Genomic DNA, 21,344 nt, shown 5'->3' with positions numbered 1-21,344 from the left:
AAAGACGTGCACAATATCTGAAACTCATATTGATGAAACACACAAGGGGGACCCCTTTGAGCACGCTGCAAACCACCAGGCCACAAGGCGACGTTTGGCCTGAACTATCCCGCCACCAGCACGTGGTCCTCCAGGATGCCCGCGGCAACCGGATCGAGGGAACCATCGACGGCATGACCGACGATCGCAGCACGCTGTGGATCCAGCTCAAGGGTGGCCTGGGGCGCCAGCTGATTCACCACCTGGACGGTTACTGGCTGGAATCGCCGGCCTCCTGAGCGCTTCAGTCTGACAGGGTCCAGGCCTGACCGGTCCCGTCCTTGGACTGTCCGGTCCTGTTCTTGTACTGTCAGGGCTTTCGCTGTGGCTAGTATTCCCGTATGACTCAAGCGCGATACAGGGACCTGGTTGAATGGCCCCTCATGGCCACGGCATTGATATTCCTCACGGCCTACGCGTGGCAGGTCATCGGTCGCGTCAGCGGGGCAGAGGCAATCCCCTTCGAAGTGGTTCTTTGGATCACATGGGGAATCTTTGCGTTGGATTACTTCGTCAATCTCTGGCTTGCCGAGAACCGCATGCGGTGGTTCCTCTGGAATCTTCACGAACTCCTGATCGTGGTGCTCCCGTTCTTCCGGCCACTACGGCTGCTGCGCCTGGTCACGTTGCTCTCCGTCCTGCAGCGGACGGTGGGCGAAACGCTGCGCGGACGCGTGGCCACCTATGTTGCCGGTGCCGCTGCAATGCTGATCCTCATCGGGGCACTGGGCGTGCTGGACGTGGAGCAGAACGCTCCTGACGCCAAAATCCTCACCTTCGGGGACGCTGCCTGGTGGGCCATCACCACCATCACCACCGTGGGGTACGGAGACCTATACCCTGTGACACCCATCGGCAGGATGGTAGCCGCCGCCTTGATGATGAGCGGGATCGCAGTCCTGGGTATTGTCACAGCCTCCATTGCCTCCTGGCTCCTGCAACGCATTGAGGAGAACGCCGAGGGCGTGGCCGCGGCAGCGGAAGTCAAGGCTGCCGCGGCCGAGGAGCCGGTTCGCGCCGAGATGGCTGACCTCGTGACGGAGATCGCGGCCCTGCGGATGGAGATCGCGGAACTCCGGCAAGCCACGGAGCATCAACAAGCCACGGAACTGAGGCAGGGACGCGAGGCGTAGCCCGGCCTCCCGTTCCAGCCCGTACCCTCACCACCCACTTTGAACACTCGGGGGTGATGACACGCCCTGGATTGCGGCGCGCCACTCAGCTCGCTGGTTCAAAGTGGGTGGTAGCCGCACACCTGAGGCCTGGGCCTACCCACTCGCACCAGTACGAAACCCCCGCCGCACAGGGGTGAGCCGGACGAACTACTGCGGGGATCCGTCGGCAGGAAGTTGCCGGGGCAGGAAAGTTTGCCGGGGCACACGAAAAAATCCCCGGAACCAGTGGTTCCGGGGATTTTCCTTGGGTGGCAGATGAGGGATTCGAACCCCCGTAGGCGTTGCCAGCTGATTTACAGTCAGCCCCCTTTGGCCGCTCGGGTAATCTGCCGAACTTCAAAAGAAGATCACTTCCGGAGACCGTTTCTTTTAGATCCGGTAACCGAAGGCAGAGACAACCTTACAGAACTTTCTGCGAAGAATCTAATCGGCGTGGGACGCTTGGGATTGCGCGGGATTTCAGGCTTCGCCGAGGATCCTGCCAGCCAGTTTGGCCTCGAACTTTTCGGCCTGCTCGGCAGTGATCTGGTTTAGCTGCACGGCTCGCAGCAAGTCCGCGTGCACGCCATCCATCCGGGAGGCAGCGTCGGGAACCGGGCTCAGGACGATCGACGCCGCAACAGCCGCGGCAGCTACAGCACTTGCTGCGGCAACTGCAGCCGTACCAATGGAGCCTGCCGCTGCGGAAGCGGATTTGCTGATGGACTGGACGGCCTTGCTGCTCATGCTGATCCTCCGTGGATGCGTTCTTCCAACTGGTACAACTCTCAACCGGCAGCCTCAGTTCCAGCCCTGCATGCGCTGTGAGCGAACTGTGAAAGAACTCCCCGGCCCCAACCCACGCCTTCCGTACTAGGCTGGATGGCAGACCAACCCGCCCTCACAGGGCCCCCAACCTAAGGAGAGTCATGGCAGGCGAATCCACATTCGACGTCGTAAGCAAAGTAGACAAGCAAGAGGTTGCCAACGCGCTCAACCAGTCCCAGAAGGAAATCGCCCAGCGGTACGACTTCAAGGGCGTTGGTGCGGAGATCGACTTCAGCGGCGAAAAGATCCTCATGAAGGCCAACTCCGAGGACCGCGTCCTGGCTGTACTGGATGTCTTCCAGTCCAAGCTCATCAAGCGCGGCATCTCCCTGAAGTCCCTGGACCAGGGCGAACCCTTCCCCTCCGGTAAGGAATTCCGCCTGGAGTGCACCATCAAGGAGGGCATCGCCCAGGACATCGCCAAGAAGATCAACAAGATCATCCGCGATGAAGCTCCCAAGTCGGTCAAGTCCCAGATCCAGGGCGACGAGCTCCGCGTCACCTCCAAGTCCCGTGATGACCTCCAGGAGACCATGAACATCCTGAAGAAGTTCGAAGAGGCCGATCTGCAGTTCGTGAACTTCCGCAGCTAGCACCCTCGCACAAAGCGCCGAGGCGCCAAGAGCTGCAAAGCCGGGACGCACCCCTGAAAGGGGCACCTGCGTCCCGGCTTTTTGCTGTCCTCAACTACATCGATTGTCGTAATGAGCGAGCGCATTAGCGCATGATTAGTTTGCGTAATAGTCAAGTCAAAGTATCCTTTTTCCTTAGGTGAGCCTAAGTACGGTTCCCTTAGCGAAAGAAAACCATGACCGCCAATTACCTGATCGGCCTGCGCGAAGGCCTTGAGGCATCACTGATTGTGGTGCTGCTGATGGCCTATCTCATCAAGACTGGCAGGCGTCACCTGATCCCTCGAGTGTGGATGGGCGTCGGCCTCGCAGTTGCGATATCGCTTGGCTTCGGCGCAGTGCTGACTTTTGGCCCCCGCGGCCTGACGTTCGAGGCCCAGGAAGCGATCGGCGGCAGCTTGTCCATTGTGGCCGTTGCGCTGGTGACCTGGATGGTTTTCTGGATGGCGCGCACCGCCCGCAGCCTCGGCGGCGAACTCCGCTCGCAGGTGGATAAAGCGGCCGACGGGGCCGCTTGGGGCCTTGTGGTGGTGGCGGCACTCGCCGTGGGCCGGGAAGGCCTCGAAACCGCACTGTTTATCTGGGCCGCAGCCCAAGCAACGGGTGAAACCACGCTCCCCCTGCTCGGCGCACTTCTTGGCCTGTTGACGGCAGCCGGTCTGGGATACCTGTTGCACAGGGGTGTCCTCAAAGTGAACCTGGGCCGCTTCTTCACTTGGACCGGAGTAGGACTGATCATCATTGCCGGCGGAGTTCTGGCCTACGGAATCCACGACCTCCAAGAAGCCGGCATCCTGCCGGGCCTGAACAACCTGGCCTTCGACGTCTCCGCCGCCATACCGCCGTCGTCCTGGTACGGCACCTTACTCAAGGGCACCCTGAACCTTTCCCCCGCCACTACCTGGCTCGAGGCCGCCGCGTGGCTGCTTTACGTAGTCCCGGTGCTGTTCCTCTACATCCGGGCCAACCGTTCTGCGCCGCCCAAGGTTTCCAGTACCGCTACAGCCCCGGCCGTCGCAACACAGGCCTAGGCCACCAAAGTCTCGCCGGGTAACTCCGGTCTCGCCACCCCTTCAACATAAGGACCCATCATGCTCGGATCCCCCAAACTTCGCAGGACCCTTGCCGTCATCGGCGCTGCAGCAGCCGTGCCCCTGGTGCTTGCAGGCTGCACTGACAACGCAAAGGCCACGGATGCGGCAGATGGTCCCATCCAGGTCAGCAGCACAGCCAACGAGTGCAAGGTGTCCACGGGCACAGCGCCGAGCGGCAACCTCACCTTCGCTGTGAAGAACGAAGGCACGGAGGTCACCGAGTTCTACCTGCTGGCTGAGGACGGCCTGCGGATCCTGGGCGAAGTGGAGAACATCGGTCCCGGCATCACCCGCAACCTGGTGGTCACCGCTCCGGCCGGCAAGTACAACACCGCCTGCAAGCCGGGTATGCAGGGCGAAGGCATCCGCGCCTCTTTCGAGGTCACCGAATCCGGCAACAAGCCCAGCGTTGACGCTGACTTCCAGAAGCTCCTGGACAACGGATCCCAGCAGTACGCGGCCTACGTGAAAGACCAGACGGAGCAGCTGATCGTGGGCACCAAAGCCTTCGCCGAGGCATTCGCTGCCGGGGACGCCGCCAAGGCCCGTGAGCTCTACGCCTCCACCCGCATGCACTGGGAACGGATCGAACCCGTAGCTGAGTCCTTCGGCGACCTCGACCCCAAGTTGGATGCCCGCGAGGCAGACCTTGAGCCCGGACAGGAATGGACCGGCTGGCACCGCGCCGAGAAGGACCTCTTCCCGCCGGCAGAGTACACAGCCTTGACGCCGGCCGAGCGCACCGCCATCTCCACGCAGCTGGTAGCAGACACCGAAGACCTCGTCACCCGAACCCGCACGGTTGAAATCACCCCGGACAAGCTCGGCAACGGCGCCAAAGAACTCCTGGACGAGGTGGCCACCGGCAAGGTCACCGGAGAAGAGGAAATCTGGTCCCACACGGATCTTTGGGATTTCCAAGCCAACGTGGACGGTGCACGCATCGCCTTCGAGAACCTGAAGCCTGCGCTTGAGCAGAAGGATCCTGAGCTCGCCAAGTCCTTGGATGAGAAGTTCACGGCGCTCCAATCAGAGCTCAAGAAGCACGCCAAGGGCGACGGCTTCGTTTACTATAACGAGCTGAGCCAGGATCAGGTCCAGCAGCTCGCTGCCTTGGTGGATTCGCTGGGTGAGCCCCTCTCCAAGCTCACCGCAGCCGTGGTGCTATGAGCGGCTGCCCCTTCGGGCACACCGGCGATCCCGCTGATCACGACCTTGGCCGGGTGGGCACTGCCGGTGACACTGCCGCCGTCGTGACCTCCCGGGAAGCGGCCGACGGCGGTACAGCAGCTGCCGCCGAAAGCCGCCGCAAAGGCGTCTCCCGCCGTGGCCTGCTCTCGCTCGCGGGAGTAGGCGGCGCGGGCGCGGTGGCTGGCCTGGCTGCCGGATTCCTGGGACATGACGCACTATCCGCTGCTGCTGCTTCCACCACGGACACCAGCGCCGGCGAAGCAGTGGTTCCGTTCTTTGGCGACCACCAGGCCGGTATCACTACCCCGGCCCAGGATCGCCTGCACATGGCCGCTTTTGACGTCACCACCGAGGACCGCAAGGAACTCATCAAGCTCCTCAAGGACTGGACTTCCGCGGCTGAGGCCATGACAACCGGCATCCCGACGGGTAAGACGGGCGCCGTGGACGGTCCGTACGATGCCCCGCCGGAAGACACCGGCGAGGCATTGGATTTGGCTGCCGCAAAGCTGACGCTGACGTTCGGTTTTGGCGCGGGGCTGTTCGAGAAGGATGGGAAAGTCCGCTTTGGTCTGGAGGGGCGCCGCCCGGAAGCCCTGATCGATCTTCCGCATTTCCCTGGAGACGATCTTCAACCGGGCCGCACGGGCGGGGACATTGTTATCCAAGCCTGCGCTGATGACCCCCAAGTAGCAGTGCACGCTATCCGGAACCTGGCAAGGATCGGCTTCGGCAAGGTCCGGGTGCGTTGGTCCCAGCTGGGGTTCGGACGCACGTCGTCCACATCCCGGGCTCAGGTGACTCCACGAAACCTGTTCGGGTTCAAGGACGGCACCAACAACCTCAAGGTCGAAGACACCGCACTGCTTGATGAGCACGTGTGGGTAGGCTCCGGATCTGCGGGCGAACAGTGGATGACCGGCGGCAGCTATCTGGTGGCCCGGAGGATTCAGATGCACATTGAAATCTGGGACCGGACGTCACTGCGTGAACAGGAAGGGCTGATCGGCCGCACCAAAGGAGCCGGCGCTCCGTTGTCCGGCGGGGAGGAGTTCAGCCCGCCCGATTTCGCCATGGCCGGCCGCAACGGCGATCCTCTCATTCCCATGGACTCCCACATGCGCCTTGCCCACCCGGACCAAAACGCCGGGGTGCGGATGCTGCGCCGTGGCTACAACTTCACGGACGGCTCGGACGGGCTGGGACACCTCGACGCCGGGCTGTTCTTCATCGCATTCGTCAAGGATCCCCGGACCCACTACGTACCCATGCAACTGGCGTTGGCCAAGAGTGACACCCTGTCCGTGGAGTACTTGAAGCACACCGGCTCGGGTCTCTTTGCGGTGCCTCCTGGGGTTCAGGCAGGCGGCTTCATTGGCGAGGGATTGTTCGCCTAGCCTGGTTTAGCAATCTAGGAAAGCGGGCGCCCGGCCATCCGTTCCAGTCGGCTGATCCGTTCCTTCATGGGCGGGTGCGTGGAGAACATGCGTCTCATGCCGCCGCCACGGAACGGGTTGGCGATCATCAGGTGCGAGGCATTGACTAGCCGCTGGTCCTGCGGGAGCGGCAACTGGGTAACCCCACCTTCAATCTTGCGCAGGGCTGAGGCGAGCGCCAGTGGATCGCCGGTGAGTTCCGCGCCGTCCTCGTCGGCGTCGAATTCCCGGGTGCGGGAGATGGCCATCTGAATCAGCGACGCCGCGAAGGGCGCCAGCAGTGCCATCGCGATGGTGGCCAACGGGTTGGCGTTGCGCCGGTCCCCGCTGCCGAAAATCAGCAGCATCTGCCCCACGGAGGTGATGACGCCGGCCACGGCCGCGGCCACCGATGAGGTGAGGATGTCCCGGTTGTACACGTGCATCATCTCATGCCCCAGGACGCCCCTGAGTTCTCGGGCATCCAGCAGATGGAGGATGCCCTCGGTGCAGCACACGGCCGCATTCTTGGGATTGCGTCCCGTGGCGAAGGCATTGGGCGTCATGGTGGGTGAAAGGTAGATCCGGGGCATGGGTTTGTTTGCACGCACAGACAGCTCCCGAACAATCTGGTACAGCTGCGGTGCTTGCGCCTCGGTAACGGGGTAGGCGGCCATGGAACGGATGGCAATCTTGTCGCTGTTCCAGTAGCCATACGCAGTGGTCCCGACACCGATCAACGCCATGATCCAGATGGGAGTGGTGCTGCGCGTCCCGGCCGCGATGATGGCGCCCAAACCCAACAACACCGCCCACAGCACACCGAAGAGCGCCGCAGTCTTGAGTCCATTGTTGTGTTTATGCACGGTTGGTCTTGTCGCTTTCCTCGGCTTTTGCAGGGGTTTTACTCAGATTAACGCCGACGCCGCTAGTCATGTTCCTTGTCAGCCTACGTTGGAGGGAGGCCGGCATGGTCCCCGGCAAAGTACCCGGCAAGTCAGGGCACCGGATGCTTTGCGTCGTATGCCACGAATCCGGGCTGCATTCGCGAAGCCACCCATGCAAGGACAATGCAAAGAAGTCCGCCAAGGAGCAAGACCCCGCCTTCACTGAGGAACTGGGTGACACCGCCGGCCAGCATGTCCCCCACCCGGGGCCCTCCGGCCACCAGCACAATGAACACCCCCTGCAGCCGGCCCCGCATGTGGTCCGGAGTGGCTGACTGCAGGATGGTGGTGCGGAAGACCGCGCTGATGGAGTCGGAGATCCCGGCGAGGGCACAGCAGAGGGCAGCCGGGATCAGCCAGGGAGTGACGCCGTCGCGGCCTGAATCCCCGGCCAGCAGCACCACCAGACCGAAGCCGGCAATCGAAGCACCCCAGCCAATCACCGACCACACGACTGCGCTGCCCTGCTTGCGTACCCTCCCCAGGGGCCCGGAAAACAGCCCGGCCAGGAAAGCACCCACGGCCGTGGAGGCGAGCAACACGCCCACTGTGGTTTCGCCTCCGCCGATCATCACGGCCCCTATCGCAGGCATCAAAGCCCGGGGTTGGGCGCAGATCATGGCGATGAGGTCGATGATGAACGTCATGCGGACGTTTGGCCGTGTTCCAAGAAACCGAAAGCCCTCAACCACGGAACGCAGCCCTGGACGCACGGCATCCTTGGACGGCGGCAGGGGCGGGAGTCTGAAGAGCCCCCACAGGGCGAACGTGAAACTGATGACATCAATGGTGTAGGTCCAGCCGAAACCGATGGTGGCCACAAGAACCCCTGCCAGGAGTGGGCCGGCGGTCATGGACAGGCCAAAGGTCAGCATGCTCAAGGCGTTGGCCGCGGGCAGCAGATCCTTACGGACCAAGAGGGGAATGATGGCGCTGCGGGCCGGGCCGTTGATGCCCTGGGCGCCGCTTTGGACGGCCACCAGCGCGTAGAGGAGCCAGATGTTGCCGATTTCCAGCCAGGCCTGCAAGGCCAGCGCGGCAGTGGTAGCCCAAAGAACCAGCGAAGCGATGAGGGCAACTTTGCGGCGATCGTACGCGTCAGAAACGGAACCCCCGTAGAGACCCGCGATGACCAGGGGCACTAGTGCAAAGATGCCGAGGAGGCCCACGTAGAAGCTCTCCTGCGTGAGCCGGTAAACCTCCAGACTGACTGCCACCAGAGTCAGTTGGGTTCCGATTGCGGCCACCGAAGCCCCCAGCCAGAGCCGCCGAAAGGCCGGGCTCTCCTTCAAAGGGGTGATGTCTGCCAGTAGTTTCGCCACCGTCCTACCTTAACGAGCATTGCGGCAACCACTCTCCACTCTCCCTGGCTGCGGGAGGTCCTTGGTAGGCTCACCCCGGGGAAGGAGTTGACATGGGCTTGGAGCGACGTTTGCTGTACCGTTCGGGGTTTTGGGAGATTGCCCGGCCACGCCATCCCCTTACGGCCGGGCACATCCTGATCCGGCTGTCCGATCCCTCCACAGAGTTCGCACAGGCCTCGGCGTCCGATTGGCTCTTCTGCCACAACCTCGTACGCGCCGCCCTCCATGACGTCTTGGGGGCAAACCGCTACGCAGTGATGTTCGCCCACCGCTGGCATCCTCTGGGCTCCGCAATCGGCGAGCCCGTGGCTGAGTCTTCGACACCCACGTTCCATCTGTTCGGCCGCTGGGACGGAGAAACCACGACGCCGGGAGCTCAGCTTTCGCTGCCGGCTCACCGTCGTCCCGGGGAGCCTGATCATGACCTGGAAGCTACCGATGCCGCCGTCCGTGAGGCGCTGCGGCGGAGGCGGCCCGAGGCCGCCGTGAGTTCCGGACCTGTGGCGGGCGGCGCCGTCGAGCCTTCCATTGTCCCTGGCCCGTTGGTGCGGGCGGTGCACGCGGGGCCCCGCCATACGGTGTTCGAACCTGTCCGGGCTGTGGCGTCCGTCCGAGAGATTCTGCCCGCGGAACTGCTGGCCATGGGGGCCACCTTGGCTGAGCTTCCCCTGAACGGCGGCCTGAGCGGATTCAGTTGCCTGGCATTGGATTCGGAGACAGCAGGTACTCCGCTTCGGGTCCATGCGCTGGGCCGATCCGCCGCTGAGGTGGTCAATCCGCTGGAGAATTTGCTCCGTTTACCGGAAGTTAGCCTTGCCTTATTGTGAACTCCTCAAAATAAGTGTTTCAATGAATGCATGACAGATCACACAGCCGAGCAAGCAGAATGGGCAGCCGCCCTGCATGCCCACGGCCGGCGTGTGACCAAACAGCGGTTGGCAGTGCTCGCCGCAGTCCAGCACCATCCGCATTCCCCGGCAGAAGGCATTCTTGCCGCTGCCCGCAAAGAGCTTCCTGAACTGACGGCGCAGTCCGTTTACGTAGTGCTCAGCGACCTCACGGACCTGCAGATGCTGCGCCGCTTTGAGCCTCCGCACTCCCCGGCGCTCTACGAAACCCGGGTGGGTGACAACCACCATCACGCCGTATGCATCAGCTGCGGCAAGGTGGAGGACGTGGATTGCGCCGTGGGCCATGCCCCGTGCCTCACCCCGCATTGGGATGAGAATTCCAAGCCCATGACCATCCAGATCGCAGATGTCCTGTACCAAGGCGTCTGCCAGGACTGCCAGTCCAAACAACAGCTTCCCGTAACTTCCGTAACTCAGAAATAAGAAAAAAGGAGAACAATGACTGCCATTTCAACAACTCAGTCAGGTGCCCCCGTTACCTCCGACGCGCACTCCAAGTCCGTCGGCGCTGACGGTGCCATCATCCTCACGGACCACTACCTGGTGGAAAAGCTTGCGCAGTTCAACCGCGAGCGGGTCCCGGAGCGTGTAGTGCACGCCAAGGGTGGCGGCGCATTCGGTACGTTCAAGACCACCTCGGACGTTTCGGCCTACACCAAGGCCGCGTTCCTGCAGCCGGGCGTCGAGACGGACATGCTGATCCGTTTCTCCTCCGTTGCCGGCGAGAGCGGTTCTCCCGATACCTGGCGCGACCCCCGCGGTTTCGCCGTGAAGTTCTACACCTCTGAGGGCAACTACGACCTCGTTGGCAACAACACCCCCGTCTTCTTCATCCGCGACGGCATCAAGTTCCCGGACTTCATTCACTCCCAGAAGCGCCTCCCGGGCAGCCACCTGCGTGACGCTGACATGCAGTGGGACTTCTGGACCCTCTCCCCCGAGTCCGCCCACCAGGTCACCTGGCTCATGGGCGACCGTGGCCTCCCGGCTTCCTGGCGTGAAATGCAGGGCTACGGCTCGCACACCTACCAGTGGATCAACGCCGCGGGCGAGCGTTTCTGGGTCAAGTACCACTTCAAGTCCAACCAGGGCGTCAAGACCATCACCGGCGACCAGGCAGAGCAGCTTGCCGGCTCGGACGCGGACTTCTACATCCGCGACCTCCAGGAGAACATTGCCGACGGCAACTTCCCCTCCTGGGAACTGCATGTCCAGGTCATGCCTTACGAGGACGCCAAGACGTACCGCTTCAACCCCTTCGACCTCACCAAGGTTTGGCCGCACTCTGACTACCCGCTGATCCACGTGGGCACCATGGAGCTGAACAAGAACCCGGAGAACTACTTCGCGCAGATCGAGCAGGCCACCTTCGCGCCGTCGAACTTCGTACCGGGCATTGCCGCTTCCCCGGACAAGATGCTGCAGGCCCGCATCTTCTCCTACGCTGACGCACACCGTTACCGCGTGGGCACCAACCACGCACAGATCCCGGTGAACCAGCCCAAGAACCAGGTCAACAACTACAGCCAGGATGGCCAGGGGCGTTTCCTGTTCAACTCCCCCTCCACCCCGGTTTACGCACCGAACTCGGTGGGTGGCCCGGCTGCTGTTGAGCCCACGTCGCCTGCCGGTGGCTGGGAGAACGACGGCGAGCTCACCCTCTCCGCCCACACCCTGCACGCTGAGGACGACGACTTCGGCCAGGCCGGTACCCTGTACCGCGAGGTTTACGACGACGCCGCCAAGGCCCGCCTCCTGGACACCATCACCGGTGCTGTTGGCGGCGTGAAGCACGCCGACATCAAGGAACGCGCCATCCAGTACTGGACCAACGTTGACTCCGAGCTTGGTGCCAAGCTCCGCGCCAACCTCGGTGCAGGCCAGACCGAGTCCGACGCCGAAGCAGCCAACAAGCTCTAAGCGTTTTTTGCTCTACTGCTTTCCCAGGAACACCCCGTTGCGGATCTTCTCCGTGGCGGGGTGTTCTTTTTGTTTTCCACATAGCTCGCCCCGGCTATGGCTGGGCCGGTTGTGCCGTCCTTAGGATCCTTCCATGAGCACATTCGAAGGCATCCCTACTGCCGCATTCCGTTTCTACGCCGAGCTTGAAGAGAACAACAACCGCGAGTGGTGGCTGGAGCACAAAACCACGTACGACGCCGAGGTGAAGGAACCGCTGGTTGCCCTCCTCGCCGAGCTGGAGCCTCAGTTCGGACCGGCAAAAATCTTCCGGCCACACAGGGACGTCAGGTTCTCTCAGGACAAGTCGCCGTACAAGACAGCACAAGGTGCTTTCGCTGCCGGCCAGGAAGGTGTGGGCTTCTATCTGCAGATCAGTGCGGACGGCCTGCTGATCGGCGGCGGATACCATTCCCATACCCCCGCCCAACTGGCACGATTCAGGGCTGCCGTGAATGCTCCCGAGAGTGGCTTGGAGCTGCAGAAGATCGTGGAAGGTGTGGCGGCGGCAGGCTTCGCCATCCAGGGCGAGAAACTCAAGACCGTTCCGCGGGGCTTCGACAAAGACCATCCCCGCGGCGAGCTGCTCAAGCATAAGTCCCTCTCCGCAGGCGAGGAGATCGGCCAGCCGGACTGGCTGTCCACTCCTGCAGCCAAGGACCGGATTGCTGCCCGTTGGGAGGTACTAAGGCCGCTGGTGGAGTGGGTCGGGGAGCATGCGGCGCCGTAAATTGTCCAAGTACTGGCGGCACCACGCGAAAGCGCCCGGAAACCGTTGGTTCCCGGGCGCCCGTAACAATAATGAGGCGGCTAATACATCAATATCAGGCAGCTGTCTGACAAGCTGCTCACATTGGTCTACACCTTGGTGAAGGTATCTGCGTCCTCATCACCCTTGGAACGGCCACTTGCGGCGCCGCCGTCAACGGAGGCCCTGGCCGCGGCGAACTTCTCGTTGAGCCGGGAGTGGCGCTGGCCGTAGGCGAAGTAGATGCCCATGCCAATGACCAGCCAGATTGCGAAGAAGATCCAGGTTTCAACGGCAAGGTTGGTCATGAGGTAGAAGCACAGCACCGCGGAGACCCACGGTAAGACCTTGCCGAACGGCACACGGAAGGCGGGCTTCAGGTCCGGGCGCTTCTTCCGCAGCACCAGGATGCCCAGGCTCACCATCACGAACGCAGAGAGCGTTCCGATGTTGATCATTTCCTCAAGCAAGTCCACCTTGGTTACGCCTGCCACCACGGCCACAGCTGCGCCGCAGATGATCTGCAGACGGGCCGGCGTGGAGCGCTTTTCGCTGGTCTTGGACAGTGAGCGTGGCAGGAGTCCGTCGCGGCTCATGGCAAGTACCACGCGGGACAGCCCCATGAGCAGCACCATGATCACGGTGGTCAAGCCCACCAGGGAACCGAACGCGATGATCTTGGCAGCATCCGTATTGCCCACGGCCTCGAAAGCTGTGGTCAGGGTGGGGTTCTTCACCTCGGCCAATTGCGTGTAAGAGACCATGCCCGTTAGTGCAAGGGAGACCAGGATGTAGAGCAGCGTGACCACTGCCAGGCCACCGAAAATACCGCGGGGAAGAGTCTTCTGAGGGTTCTTCACCTCTTCAGCGGACGTTGCCACCACGTCAAAGCCAATGAAGGCGAAGAACACCAGGGCTGCACCGGCGAAGACACCGAGAGTTCCGTATTGCGCCGGAGCGGCGCCGGTGAGGAAGCCGAAGAAGGACTGCTTCATGACGTCCGCGGCACCGGAGTCGGTGGGCTCAGAGGCAGGAATGAACGGGGTGTAGTTGGAGAACTTCACGTAGCTGAAGCCAACAACGATCACGAAGAGCACCACTGCGATCTTGATCAGGGTGAAGACGTTGCCAACGCGAGCGGACAACTTTGTCCCCAGCACCAGCAGGACCGTGAAGATCGCAACAATCAGGAAGGCACCCCAGTAGAGGTCAACGCCGGCCACTTGGAACGACGGTGGCATGTCCACGCCCATCAGCCCGAAGACCGTGCTGAGGTAGATGCCCCAGTACTTGGCGATCACGGCTGCGGCGGTGAAGAGTTCAAGGATGAGGTTCCAGCCGATGATCCATGCCAGGACCTCGCCCATGGTGGCGTACGTAAACACGTAGGCGGAGCCCGCAACGGGAATCGCCGTGGCGAATTCGGCGTAGCACATGATGGCCAAAGCACATGTGACAGCGGCGATGGCAAAGGAGATGGTGACGGCAGGGCCGGCAAAGTTTGCAGCAGCCTTGGCACCGACGGAGAAGATACCGGCGCCGACAGCAACGGCGACGCCCATGATCATCAAGTCCCAGGTACTGAGGCTGCGCTTCAGTTTTCGCCCGGGCTCGTCGGCATCGGCGATCGACTGCTCGATCGACTTGGTCCTGAAAATGTTCATAAAAATGCCACATTCTGGATGGGAGTGGTATAGGACTCATCAAGAATAGTGTCCGGTCAATGGACGGCCATATTTATCCCAGATAGTGAGACGGCCTGTGAGAGGCGAGGCGCGGGTGGGACTGGTGGGACGCGGACGGGTTGGCCCCGTCACACCAGTCATCTGCCCCTAAACGCTTGGCACATCCCAGTCCATGAGAGTGGAGCGGATCAGGAATCGCTTGCCCTCGGGCGCCTCCACAGAGAATCCACTACCGCGCCCAGGGACCACATCAACTGTCAGATGGGTGTGGGACCAATAATTGAATTGCTCCTTGGACATCCAGAACTCCAAGGGCTGCGGCTCACCTCCACCTCCAATATCGAAACGGCCCAGCAGGACATCGGAGTCACCGGTCAGGAACTCCCCCGCCGGGTAGCACATGGGTGCGGAGCCATCGCAGCAACCACCAGACTGATGGAACATGAGCGGACCGTGCTGCTCCCAGAGCTTTCGGAGGAGTTCCACGGACACCGCGGTGAGCGCCACCCGGGAGAAGTTCTCCCCGGACAGCGTCACCGCGGCCTCCAAGCCGATGTTGTTCATCAGAACTTCAGCACCACACGGCCGTCGATCTTGGCGTGCTTCATCTCGTCAAAAACCGCGTTGACTTCGGGGAGTTCGCGGGTAGAAACTGTTGGCTTGATCTTCCCCTGTGCGTAGAACTCCAGTGCTTCTTCAAGGTCCTGGCGCGTGCCCACAATCGAGCCGCGGACCGTAAGTCCCTTAAGGACGATCTCGAAGATTGGCGCAGGGAAGTCTCCCGGAGGCAGTCCATTGAACACGATGGTTCCACCACGGCGCGCCATGCCGATCGCTTGTCCAAAAGCCGAAGGATGCACGGCCGTCACCAAGACGCCGTGGCAACCGCCCGTTTCGCGCTGGATGACCTCCGCCGGATCCTCATGCAGTGCATTGACCGTCAGTTCGGCGCCGTGCTCGCGTGCCAGCGCCAACTTGTCATCGGCAATGTCCACTGCCACAACCCGGAGCCCCATGGCCACTGCGTACTGGACAGCAATGTGCCCCAGTCCGCCGATGCCGGAGATGGTGACCCACTGTCCGGGCCTGGCTTCGGTCATCTTCAGGCCCTTGTAGACCGTGACTCCGGCACACAGCACCGGCGCAACCTCCACAGGGTCCGAGCCTTCAGGGATCCGGGCGGCAAAGCGCGTGTCCACCAGCATGTACTCCCCGAACGAGCCGTCCACGCTGTAGCCGCCGTTCTCCTGGGACTCACACAGGGTTTCCCAGCCGGTCCGGCAGTATTGGCAGTCTCCGCAGGCAGACCACAGCCACGCGTTGCCCACCAACTGGCCAATGGCAACGTCCGTGACGCCTTCGCCCAAGGCCACTACTTCTCCCACACCCTCATGGCCTGGAATGAACGGTGGTGTCGGCTTGACGGGCCAGTCGCCTACGGCGGCGTGGAGGTCGGTATGGCAGACGCCCGAGGCGATGAGGCGGACCAGCGCCTGGCCGGGACCCGGCGTCGGGCGTTCCACCTCCATGATGGTTAGGTCGGTTCCGAATTCCGTAACTACTGCAGCTTGCATGGTGTTAGTCACTGACGATCTCCTTTGATCGGTACGAATGATGGAAGTTTTGTACAGCTAGTGCCCTTAAGACCGCTCCATGGGGGCATCTGCTGTACAAACTCCTAGAAGAAGCCGAGCTTGTTCTCGTTGTAGCTGACCAGGAGGTTCTTGGTCTGCTGGTAGTGGTCCAGCATCATGGCGTGGTTCTCACGGCCAATACCTGAGGACTTGTAGCCACCAAAGGCGGCACCTGCCGGGTAGGCGTGGTAGTTGTTGACCCACACACGGCCGGCCTGGATTTCCCGGCCTGCCCGGTAGGCCACGTTTCCATTGCGCGACCACACGCCGGCACCCAAGCCGTAGAGGGTGTCGTTGGCGATGCCGATTGCGTCGTTGTAGTCGCTGAACTTGGTCACGGACACTACCGGGCCGAAGATCTCCTCCTGGAAGATCCGCATCCGGTTGTGGCCTTCGAAAATGGTGGGCTGAACGTAGTAGCCGCCCGCCAGCTCGCCGGACAACTCTGCCCTGGCACCACCGGTGAGCACCTTGGCGCCCTCCTGCTTTCCGATGTCGATGTAGGACAGAATCTTCTCCAGCTGGTCATTGGACGCCTGGGCTCCAACCTGGGTCTCGGTGTCCAGCGGGTTGCCCTGAATGATGCTGTTGGTACGGGCCACCACATCCGTCATGAAGGAGTCGTAGATGCCTTCCTGAACCAGGGCACGGGACGGGCAGGTGCAGACTTCGCCCTGGTTGAAGGCAAAGAGCGTGAACCCCTCCTGGGCTTTGTCGTAGAAAGCATCGTTCTGGTCGGCGACGTCATCGAAGAAGATGTTGGGGCTCTTGCCGCCAAGTTCCAGGGTGACGGGAATGAGGTTGTTGGACGCGTACTGGCTGATCAGGCGACCAGTGGTTGTTTCGCCTGTGAAGGCGATCTTGCGGATCCGTGAGCTCGAAGCCAGCGGCTTGCCGGCCTCCACGCCGAAGCCGTTGACCACGTTAATCACACCGGCCGGAAGGAGATCGCCAATGAGTTCCATGAGGACCAGGATGGACGTGGGCGTCTGCTCGGCCGGCTTGAGTACTACGGCGTTACCGGCAGCGAGCGCCGGTGCCAGCTTCCAGACGGCCATGAGGATGGGGAAGTTCCACGGGATGATCTGACCAACGACGCCCAGCGGTTCTTTGAAATGGTAGGCGGTGGTGTCCTCGTCCAGTTGGGAGAGGTGGCCTTCCTGCGCGCGGACCGCGGAGGCGAAGTAGCGGAAGTGGTCGGCTGCCAAGGGAATGTCGGCGTTGAGGGTTTCGCGGACGGGTTTGCCGTTGTCCCACGTCTCAGCGACTGCGAGGAGTTCCACGTTCTCATCGATGCGGTCGGCGATCTTGTTCAGGATGGCTGCACGCTCCGTGGCGGAGGTCTTGCCCCAGGAGGGTGCAACCTTGTGGGCGGCGTCCAGCGCCAGCTCGATGTCCTCGGAGGTGCCCCTGGCAACTTCGCAGAAGGCTTTGCCCGTGACGGGAGTGATGTTCTCGAAGTAGGCGCCCTTGACTGGGGCGACCCATTCGCCGCCGATCCAGTTCTCGTAGCGGTCCTTGAAGGTGATCTTCGAGCCCTCGGCACCCGGCTGTGCATAAACGGTCATTGCTAGCTCCTTTGCTGCGAATCACGGTGGCTGTCGCCATTGATCCGAGCCTAGGAGCCGGGAGGTTGCAGCTACGTTGCAACCGTGTGAGTCAGCTCACGTTGTCATGTCCGTTTCGATCCGCTCAAGGTCAGCCACGACGGCCGCCCGCTTGGGTGAGCGCGGCGGCAGCAGCTTCAACACGGCAAGGCGGAGGTCGACGTCGTACTTCGCCTCGGGCAGCTCAGCGTACTTCAGGAGCGAATCAACGCTGCCGTCACTGAGAAGCGCCTCGCGGAGCAGATGCGAGACCCTCTCACGCAACTGCACGACGCCGGGCGCCTCCGAGCGCGGCAACAGCCCACCTTTGTAGATTTCCAAGGCGATGCGGTGGGCGCCGCGCTGGAGGCAACTCAGGACCTGGCCGGAGTCGGGCAATAGCTCAACCGGCAAACGATAAGGACGGGACCCGGGGACAGCGTCCGGACTGAGTTCGTGGATGACTTTTCGGAGCCGCACCATTTCCGCGCGGAGGGTCACGGCAGAACCATCCCCGGGATACAGCTGAGCGCAGAGGTCTTCAGCACTGAGTCCGGCGGGGTGACTGCTGAGGATGGCCAAAATTTCGCTGTGCCGGGCAGACAGGGAAACCGTCCGGCCGTCGATGCTCAGCAGGGCATGGTCACGGCCCAACAACTGCAAACTGTTCCGATACAGGGCATGGCCTGAGGCAGCAGCCGCGCTCCGGCGTCGAGGTTTGTCCTTGACAGCGGCGGCAAGGGTCAGGCGTTCAATGCGCAGCTGAGCCTGAGCTGCAGCAACCGTTGCCTCCACCAAGGAAAGGGTGTGCGCGGCCACGGCAGTTTCCGTGCCCGTGATATCAACAACGCCCAGAACTGCCCCGGAATCGGGATCATGGAAGGGAACAGCCGTGCAACTCCAGGGATGCACCGAGCGCTTGAAATGCTCCGCGCCGGAGATCTGGATGCTACGGTCCAGAGCGAGCGCGGTGCCCGGTGCGCTGGTGCCCACCGAGGCTTCGGACCAGTCAGCGCCCGCCACGAACATCATGCCCTCAGCGCGGCGCTGCATCACCGGATCGCCATCAACCCACAGGAGCCGACCGACGTCGTCACCCACCGCCACCAGCAAGCCGCTGTCATGGCTCGGCTGAACCAGGAGCTTCTTGATGACAGGCATGATGGTGGCCAAGGGATGCTGCCGGCGGTACTCCTCCAACTCATCGCGGTCCATAGCAAGAGGCGCTTCGGCCACATCCGGGTTGGCTTGCAAGCTCGCCGACCGTTGCCACGACTCACGTACCAGGCGGCGCAATCCGACGATGTCCTCAGGTGCCCCACCACGCAGGGAGTCCATGCGTTCGTGGCCAACCAAGGCATGCTTCTGAAGCAGCTCCGCGGCATCGCTGCCTGGAACGGGCGGATGGACTGGATTCCTCATTGAACTCCCTGATTGTCCGCAATGACAGTGCGCTGCACGTGTGGTGGGCGGGACAGTACCGTGAAGTCTAGTTCGGGGAAGGGGGAATGTCAGCCGCGGGAGACCCGGATCATTTCCTCGCGCGGAACAACCTTGATGCGCTCGCGGACCACACCGTTGCCGTTTTCCTCACCGCCGGACCACGCGGTGCCCAGGGCGGCTTCGTGGGCATCGAGCCGGTTCCAGCCCTCCCAGGTGGTGTATTCGATGCCACGTTCCTCAAGGAGCTCGATGATAGCCTGCGGATCCGGGTTTTCCGCCGGAGGAAGATTGAGCCTGTCCTCCAGAAGGAAGCCAATGGTCTCCAGGGCGTCGCCCTTGGTGTGCCCGATCAGCCCTACGGGTCCCCGCTTGATCCAGCCCGTGGCATAGATTCCCGGCACGGGCTCGCCGTCGGCATCCAGGACGCGGCCGCCGTCGTTCGGTATGACGCCGCGGCGGGCATCATACTCCAGCTCCTCCAACGGCGAACCGTGGTAGCCGATGGCCCGGTAGACCGACTGGACCGGGTACTCGATGAACTCTCCCGTGCCTTTGACGTTGCCCGTTCCGTCCAGCTGCATGCGCTCGAACTTGATGCCGGAGACCTTGCCGGGCGTCTCAGGGGAGTCAAGAATCTCCACGGGACTGTGGAGGAAGTGCAAGTGCAGGCGTCGCGAAGAAGGCTGCTCCGATTCTGCGTGCTCCTCCACCAGCCAGTTGGTCATGGTGTTGACCATGGTCTTGATCTGGTTGTTGGCTTTGATCGCTGCATCCGAAGCTTCGTCGAACTCGAAGTCCTCCGGGTACAGGACAATGTCCACGTCCTTGCAGTGGGACAACTCGCGAAGCTCCAACGGCGTGAACTTCACCTGGGCGGGGCCACGACGGCCGAAGACATGGACGTCCGTGACCGGCGACTTCCTGAGCCCCGCGTAGACGTTGTCCGGAATCTCTGTGACCAGGAGTTCCTCGGGGTGCTTGACCAGCATCCGGGCCACGTCCAAGGCCACATTGCCGTTGCCGATCACGGCGATTTCCTTGGCATCGAGCGGCCAGTCGCGGGGGACGTCCGGGTGCCCGTCGTACCAGGACACGAAATCAGCGCCACCAAAGGAGCCCTCCAGCTCGACACCCGGGATGTTCAGGTCGGCGTCCTTGATGGCGCCAGTGGAGAAAATCACGGCGTCGTAGAACGCGCGGAAATCGTGGAGCGTGAGATCCCGGCCGTAGGTCACGTTGCCGAGGAAGCGGATATCGCCGCGGTCCAGAACCTTGTGCAGTGCATTGACGATGCCCTTGATCCGCGGGTGATCCGGGGCCACGCCGTAGCGGATCAGGCCGTACGGAGCCGGATACGCCTCGAAGAGATCGATGCTGACCTCTACGTGCCCGTCCTTGACCTCGTTGGATTTGGTCAGGATGTCCGCGGCATACACACCTGCGGGTCCCGCGCCAACGATCGCAACGCGAAGCGGACGATTGGGGGTTGTTGCGGCTGAGTTGGACACCGTTAGCCCTTCCGAAGCAGTGAGCCACGCCATTGTTGGGGCGCGCAGATTCCAATTCTAGATGTCCACCCAACACCGGACCGCTTATATGGCAGGAGTCACAGAAATTGATAAAGATTGCGGAATATTGCGGGGTCCGGTGGTGTTGGCGACAATGTGTCGACTCCGGATCAGATAGCTGCCAACCCGCCCTCTTCAAACCAGCCCACGACGACGACGGTCGGGGGCGGCGGTACCGGCGGATCCCCTCAACCGGGCGGCAAGCCCGTGAGGAGCGAATCGACGGCGGGAATTCTCTTTGGCATCGGCGCCTACGGCCTGTGGGGTCTGCTCCCGCTGTACTTCTTTATCCTCATGCCCGCCAGTGCTGTTGAGATCGTAGCCAACCGGATCGTCTGGTCCTTGCTCTTCTGCGCATTGCTCATCACCATCACGCGGGCTTGGAGGGTTTTCGGCGCCGCAGTGAAGGACCGTACTGTTTTCGGCCCTCTGGCGCTGGCCGCCGTGCTGATTGCCATCAACTGGCTCACATATACCTTTGGCGTCACCACCGGCCACGCCGTGGAGACATCACTGGGTTACTTCATCAACCCGCTTGTCTCCGTTTTGCTCGGAGTTTTCGTCCTCAAAGAAAAACTACGTCCCCTGCAGTGGGCGGCCGTTGGCATTGGGTTCGTGGCCGTGGGCGTCCTGACGTTCTCCTATGGGCAGCTTCCCTGGATTGCCCTGATCCTGGCCTTTAGCTTCGGGCTCTATGGCTTCGTGAAGAAGCGTGTTGGTCCCAAGGTGGACGCCCTCACAAGCCTCAGCGTGGAGACCGTTGTGTTGGCGCCCTTCGCTGCCATCACCATGGTGGTTCTGGGCGCGACCGGCGTACAAACCCTCACCACTCTGGGTGCGGGCCACTTCTGGCTGCTGGTGGCTTCCGGTGTCATCACTGCCGTGCCTCTGCTGTTCTTCGGCGCCTCAGCCCGCCGCCTTCCCATGACCACCATCGGCTTGCTGCAGTACTTCGCCCCGGTCCTCCAGTTCATTGTGGCGCTGACCGTGTTCAACGAAACCATGACCACTGCCCGCTGGATCGGCTTCTGCGTGGTGTGGTTGGCTCTGGTGTTGCTCACCATCGACATGCTTCGGACCACGCGGAAAAACTCGGTCCTCAAAAAACAGGCCCGGCTGGCCGCTGCCCAGTAATACTGCAACGCG

General features: G+C 62.2%; 20 protein-coding genes and 1 tRNA gene. 11 read left to right on the top strand and 10 right to left on the bottom strand.

The features are described from left to right. The first annotated feature begins 56 nt into the window (after window positions 1–56). A complete protein-coding gene (locus tag J7I86_RS07800; protein WP_214818808.1) occupies window positions 57–278 on the top strand; it encodes a hypothetical protein in 222 nt (73 codons plus the stop codon). Between the two features lie 102 nt (window positions 279–380). Further along, window positions 381–1,172 carry a potassium channel family protein gene (locus J7I86_RS07795; RefSeq protein ID WP_214818807.1) on the top strand — a complete coding sequence of 264 codons (792 nt, stop codon included), beginning with the start codon at window positions 381–383 and terminating at the stop codon, window positions 1,170–1,172. A gap of 291 nt (window positions 1,173–1,463) precedes the next feature. Here the strand turns inward: J7I86_RS07795 and J7I86_RS07790 are convergent. Both J7I86_RS07790 and J7I86_RS07785 read right to left on the bottom strand, forming a co-directional pair. Next, window positions 1,464–1,545: transfer RNA gene (locus tag J7I86_RS07790), tRNA-Tyr, on the bottom strand. Between the two features lie 128 nt (window positions 1,546–1,673). After that, complete coding sequence (locus tag J7I86_RS07785; RefSeq protein ID WP_017200186.1) at window positions 1,674–1,940, bottom strand: hypothetical protein; 267 nt, start codon at window positions 1,938–1,940, stop codon at window positions 1,674–1,676. A 182-nt stretch (window positions 1,941–2,122) separates the two neighbouring features. Here J7I86_RS07785 and J7I86_RS07780 point away from each other — a divergent pair, with 182 nt between their 5' ends. The 4 genes from J7I86_RS07780 to efeB all read left to right on the top strand — a co-directional run bounded on the left by J7I86_RS07780 (window position 2,123) and on the right by efeB (window position 6,335). Continuing rightward, a complete protein-coding gene (locus tag J7I86_RS07780; RefSeq protein ID WP_017200185.1) occupies window positions 2,123–2,614 on the top strand; it encodes a YajQ family cyclic di-GMP-binding protein in 492 nt (163 codons plus the stop codon). Between the two features lie 215 nt (window positions 2,615–2,829). Continuing rightward, complete coding sequence (efeU, locus tag J7I86_RS07775) at window positions 2,830–3,684, top strand: iron uptake transporter permease EfeU (protein WP_214818805.1); 855 nt, start codon at window positions 2,830–2,832, stop codon at window positions 3,682–3,684. 60 nt (window positions 3,685–3,744) lie between these two features. Then, complete coding sequence (gene efeO / locus J7I86_RS07770) at window positions 3,745–4,917, top strand: iron uptake system protein EfeO (protein WP_214818802.1); 1,173 nt, start codon at window positions 3,745–3,747, stop codon at window positions 4,915–4,917. Then, on the top strand, window positions 4,914–6,335 hold the full coding sequence (gene efeB / locus J7I86_RS07765; RefSeq protein WP_214818800.1) for an iron uptake transporter deferrochelatase/peroxidase subunit: 1,422 nt from the start codon (window positions 4,914–4,916) through the stop codon (window positions 6,333–6,335). Before efeO ends, efeB begins: the two co-directional genes overlap by 4 nt. A 14-nt stretch (window positions 6,336–6,349) precedes the next feature. On the opposite strand, the gene htpX is transcribed toward efeB, so the two are convergent. Next, window positions 6,350–7,219 carry a zinc metalloprotease HtpX gene (gene htpX / locus J7I86_RS07760; RefSeq protein ID WP_214818792.1) on the bottom strand — a complete coding sequence of 290 codons (870 nt, stop codon included), beginning with the start codon at window positions 7,217–7,219 and terminating at the stop codon, window positions 6,350–6,352. Between the two features lie 131 nt (window positions 7,220–7,350). Beyond that, window positions 7,351–8,622 (bottom strand): MFS transporter, encoded by a 1,272-nt coding sequence (locus tag J7I86_RS07755; protein WP_214818790.1) that lies wholly within the window; start codon window positions 8,620–8,622, stop codon window positions 7,351–7,353. A gap of 92 nt (window positions 8,623–8,714) precedes the next feature. On the opposite strand from J7I86_RS07755, the gene J7I86_RS07750 reads away from it, so the two are divergent. From J7I86_RS07750 to J7I86_RS07735, 4 genes are all read left to right on the top strand, one after another. Then, entirely contained in the window at window positions 8,715–9,491 is a 777-nt protein-coding gene (locus tag J7I86_RS07750; RefSeq protein WP_214818789.1) for a hypothetical protein, read from the top strand. A gap of 30 nt (window positions 9,492–9,521) precedes the next feature. Beyond that, a complete protein-coding gene (locus J7I86_RS07745) occupies window positions 9,522–9,998 on the top strand; it encodes a Fur family transcriptional regulator (protein ID WP_089595887.1) in 477 nt (158 codons plus the stop codon). 15 nt (window positions 9,999–10,013) lie between these two features. Beyond that, window positions 10,014–11,495, top strand: a complete 1,482-nt coding sequence (locus tag J7I86_RS07740; protein ID WP_214818787.1) for a catalase — start codon at window positions 10,014–10,016, stop codon at window positions 11,493–11,495. Between the two features lie 133 nt (window positions 11,496–11,628). Then, entirely contained in the window at window positions 11,629–12,264 is a 636-nt protein-coding gene (locus tag J7I86_RS07735; protein ID WP_214818785.1) for a DUF2461 domain-containing protein, read from the top strand. A 128-nt stretch (window positions 12,265–12,392) separates the two neighbouring features. Here J7I86_RS07735 and J7I86_RS07730 read toward each other — a convergent pair whose 3' ends face one another. From J7I86_RS07730 to J7I86_RS07705, 6 genes are all read right to left on the bottom strand, one after another. After that, window positions 12,393–13,946 carry an APC family permease gene (locus tag J7I86_RS07730; protein WP_214818783.1) on the bottom strand — a complete coding sequence of 518 codons (1,554 nt, stop codon included), beginning with the start codon at window positions 13,944–13,946 and terminating at the stop codon, window positions 12,393–12,395. 168 nt (window positions 13,947–14,114) lie between these two features. After that, a complete protein-coding gene (locus J7I86_RS07725) occupies window positions 14,115–14,531 on the bottom strand; it encodes a DUF779 domain-containing protein (RefSeq protein WP_214818781.1) in 417 nt (138 codons plus the stop codon). Further along, window positions 14,531–15,541 carry an alcohol dehydrogenase AdhP gene (gene adhP, locus J7I86_RS07720; protein WP_214819603.1) on the bottom strand — a complete coding sequence of 337 codons (1,011 nt, stop codon included), beginning with the start codon at window positions 15,539–15,541 and terminating at the stop codon, window positions 14,531–14,533. The genes J7I86_RS07725 and adhP overlap by 1 nt, the downstream gene beginning before the upstream one ends. Window positions 15,542–15,645: 104 nt before the next feature. Beyond that, window positions 15,646–17,169 carry an aldehyde dehydrogenase family protein gene (locus J7I86_RS07715; protein WP_214818779.1) on the bottom strand — a complete coding sequence of 508 codons (1,524 nt, stop codon included), beginning with the start codon at window positions 17,167–17,169 and terminating at the stop codon, window positions 15,646–15,648. 96 nt (window positions 17,170–17,265) lie between these two features. Beyond that, window positions 17,266–18,609, bottom strand: coding sequence for a GAF domain-containing protein (locus J7I86_RS07710; protein WP_214818777.1), 1,344 nt, complete (start codon window positions 18,607–18,609; stop codon window positions 17,266–17,268). Window positions 18,610–18,698: 89 nt separating this feature from the next. Next, entirely contained in the window at window positions 18,699–20,138 is a 1,440-nt protein-coding gene (locus J7I86_RS07705; protein WP_214818775.1) for an FAD-dependent oxidoreductase, read from the bottom strand. A gap of 117 nt (window positions 20,139–20,255) precedes the next feature. Between J7I86_RS07705 and rarD the strand changes: the two genes are divergently transcribed. Then, the gene (gene rarD, locus J7I86_RS07700) at window positions 20,256–21,332 is read left to right on the top strand and encodes an EamA family transporter RarD (protein WP_214818768.1); all 1,077 of its coding nucleotides are present in this window, start codon (window positions 20,256–20,258) and stop codon (window positions 21,330–21,332) included. The last annotated feature ends 12 nt before the right edge of the window (window positions 21,333–21,344 follow it).

This window comes from Arthrobacter sp. ISL-95 (assembly GCF_018613695.1).
Taxonomy (GTDB): Bacteria; Actinomycetota; Actinomycetes; order Actinomycetales; family Micrococcaceae; genus Arthrobacter.
The sequence above is the reverse complement of the archived record's forward strand: the minus strand, read 5'-3'. Positions and strand labels throughout refer to the sequence as shown.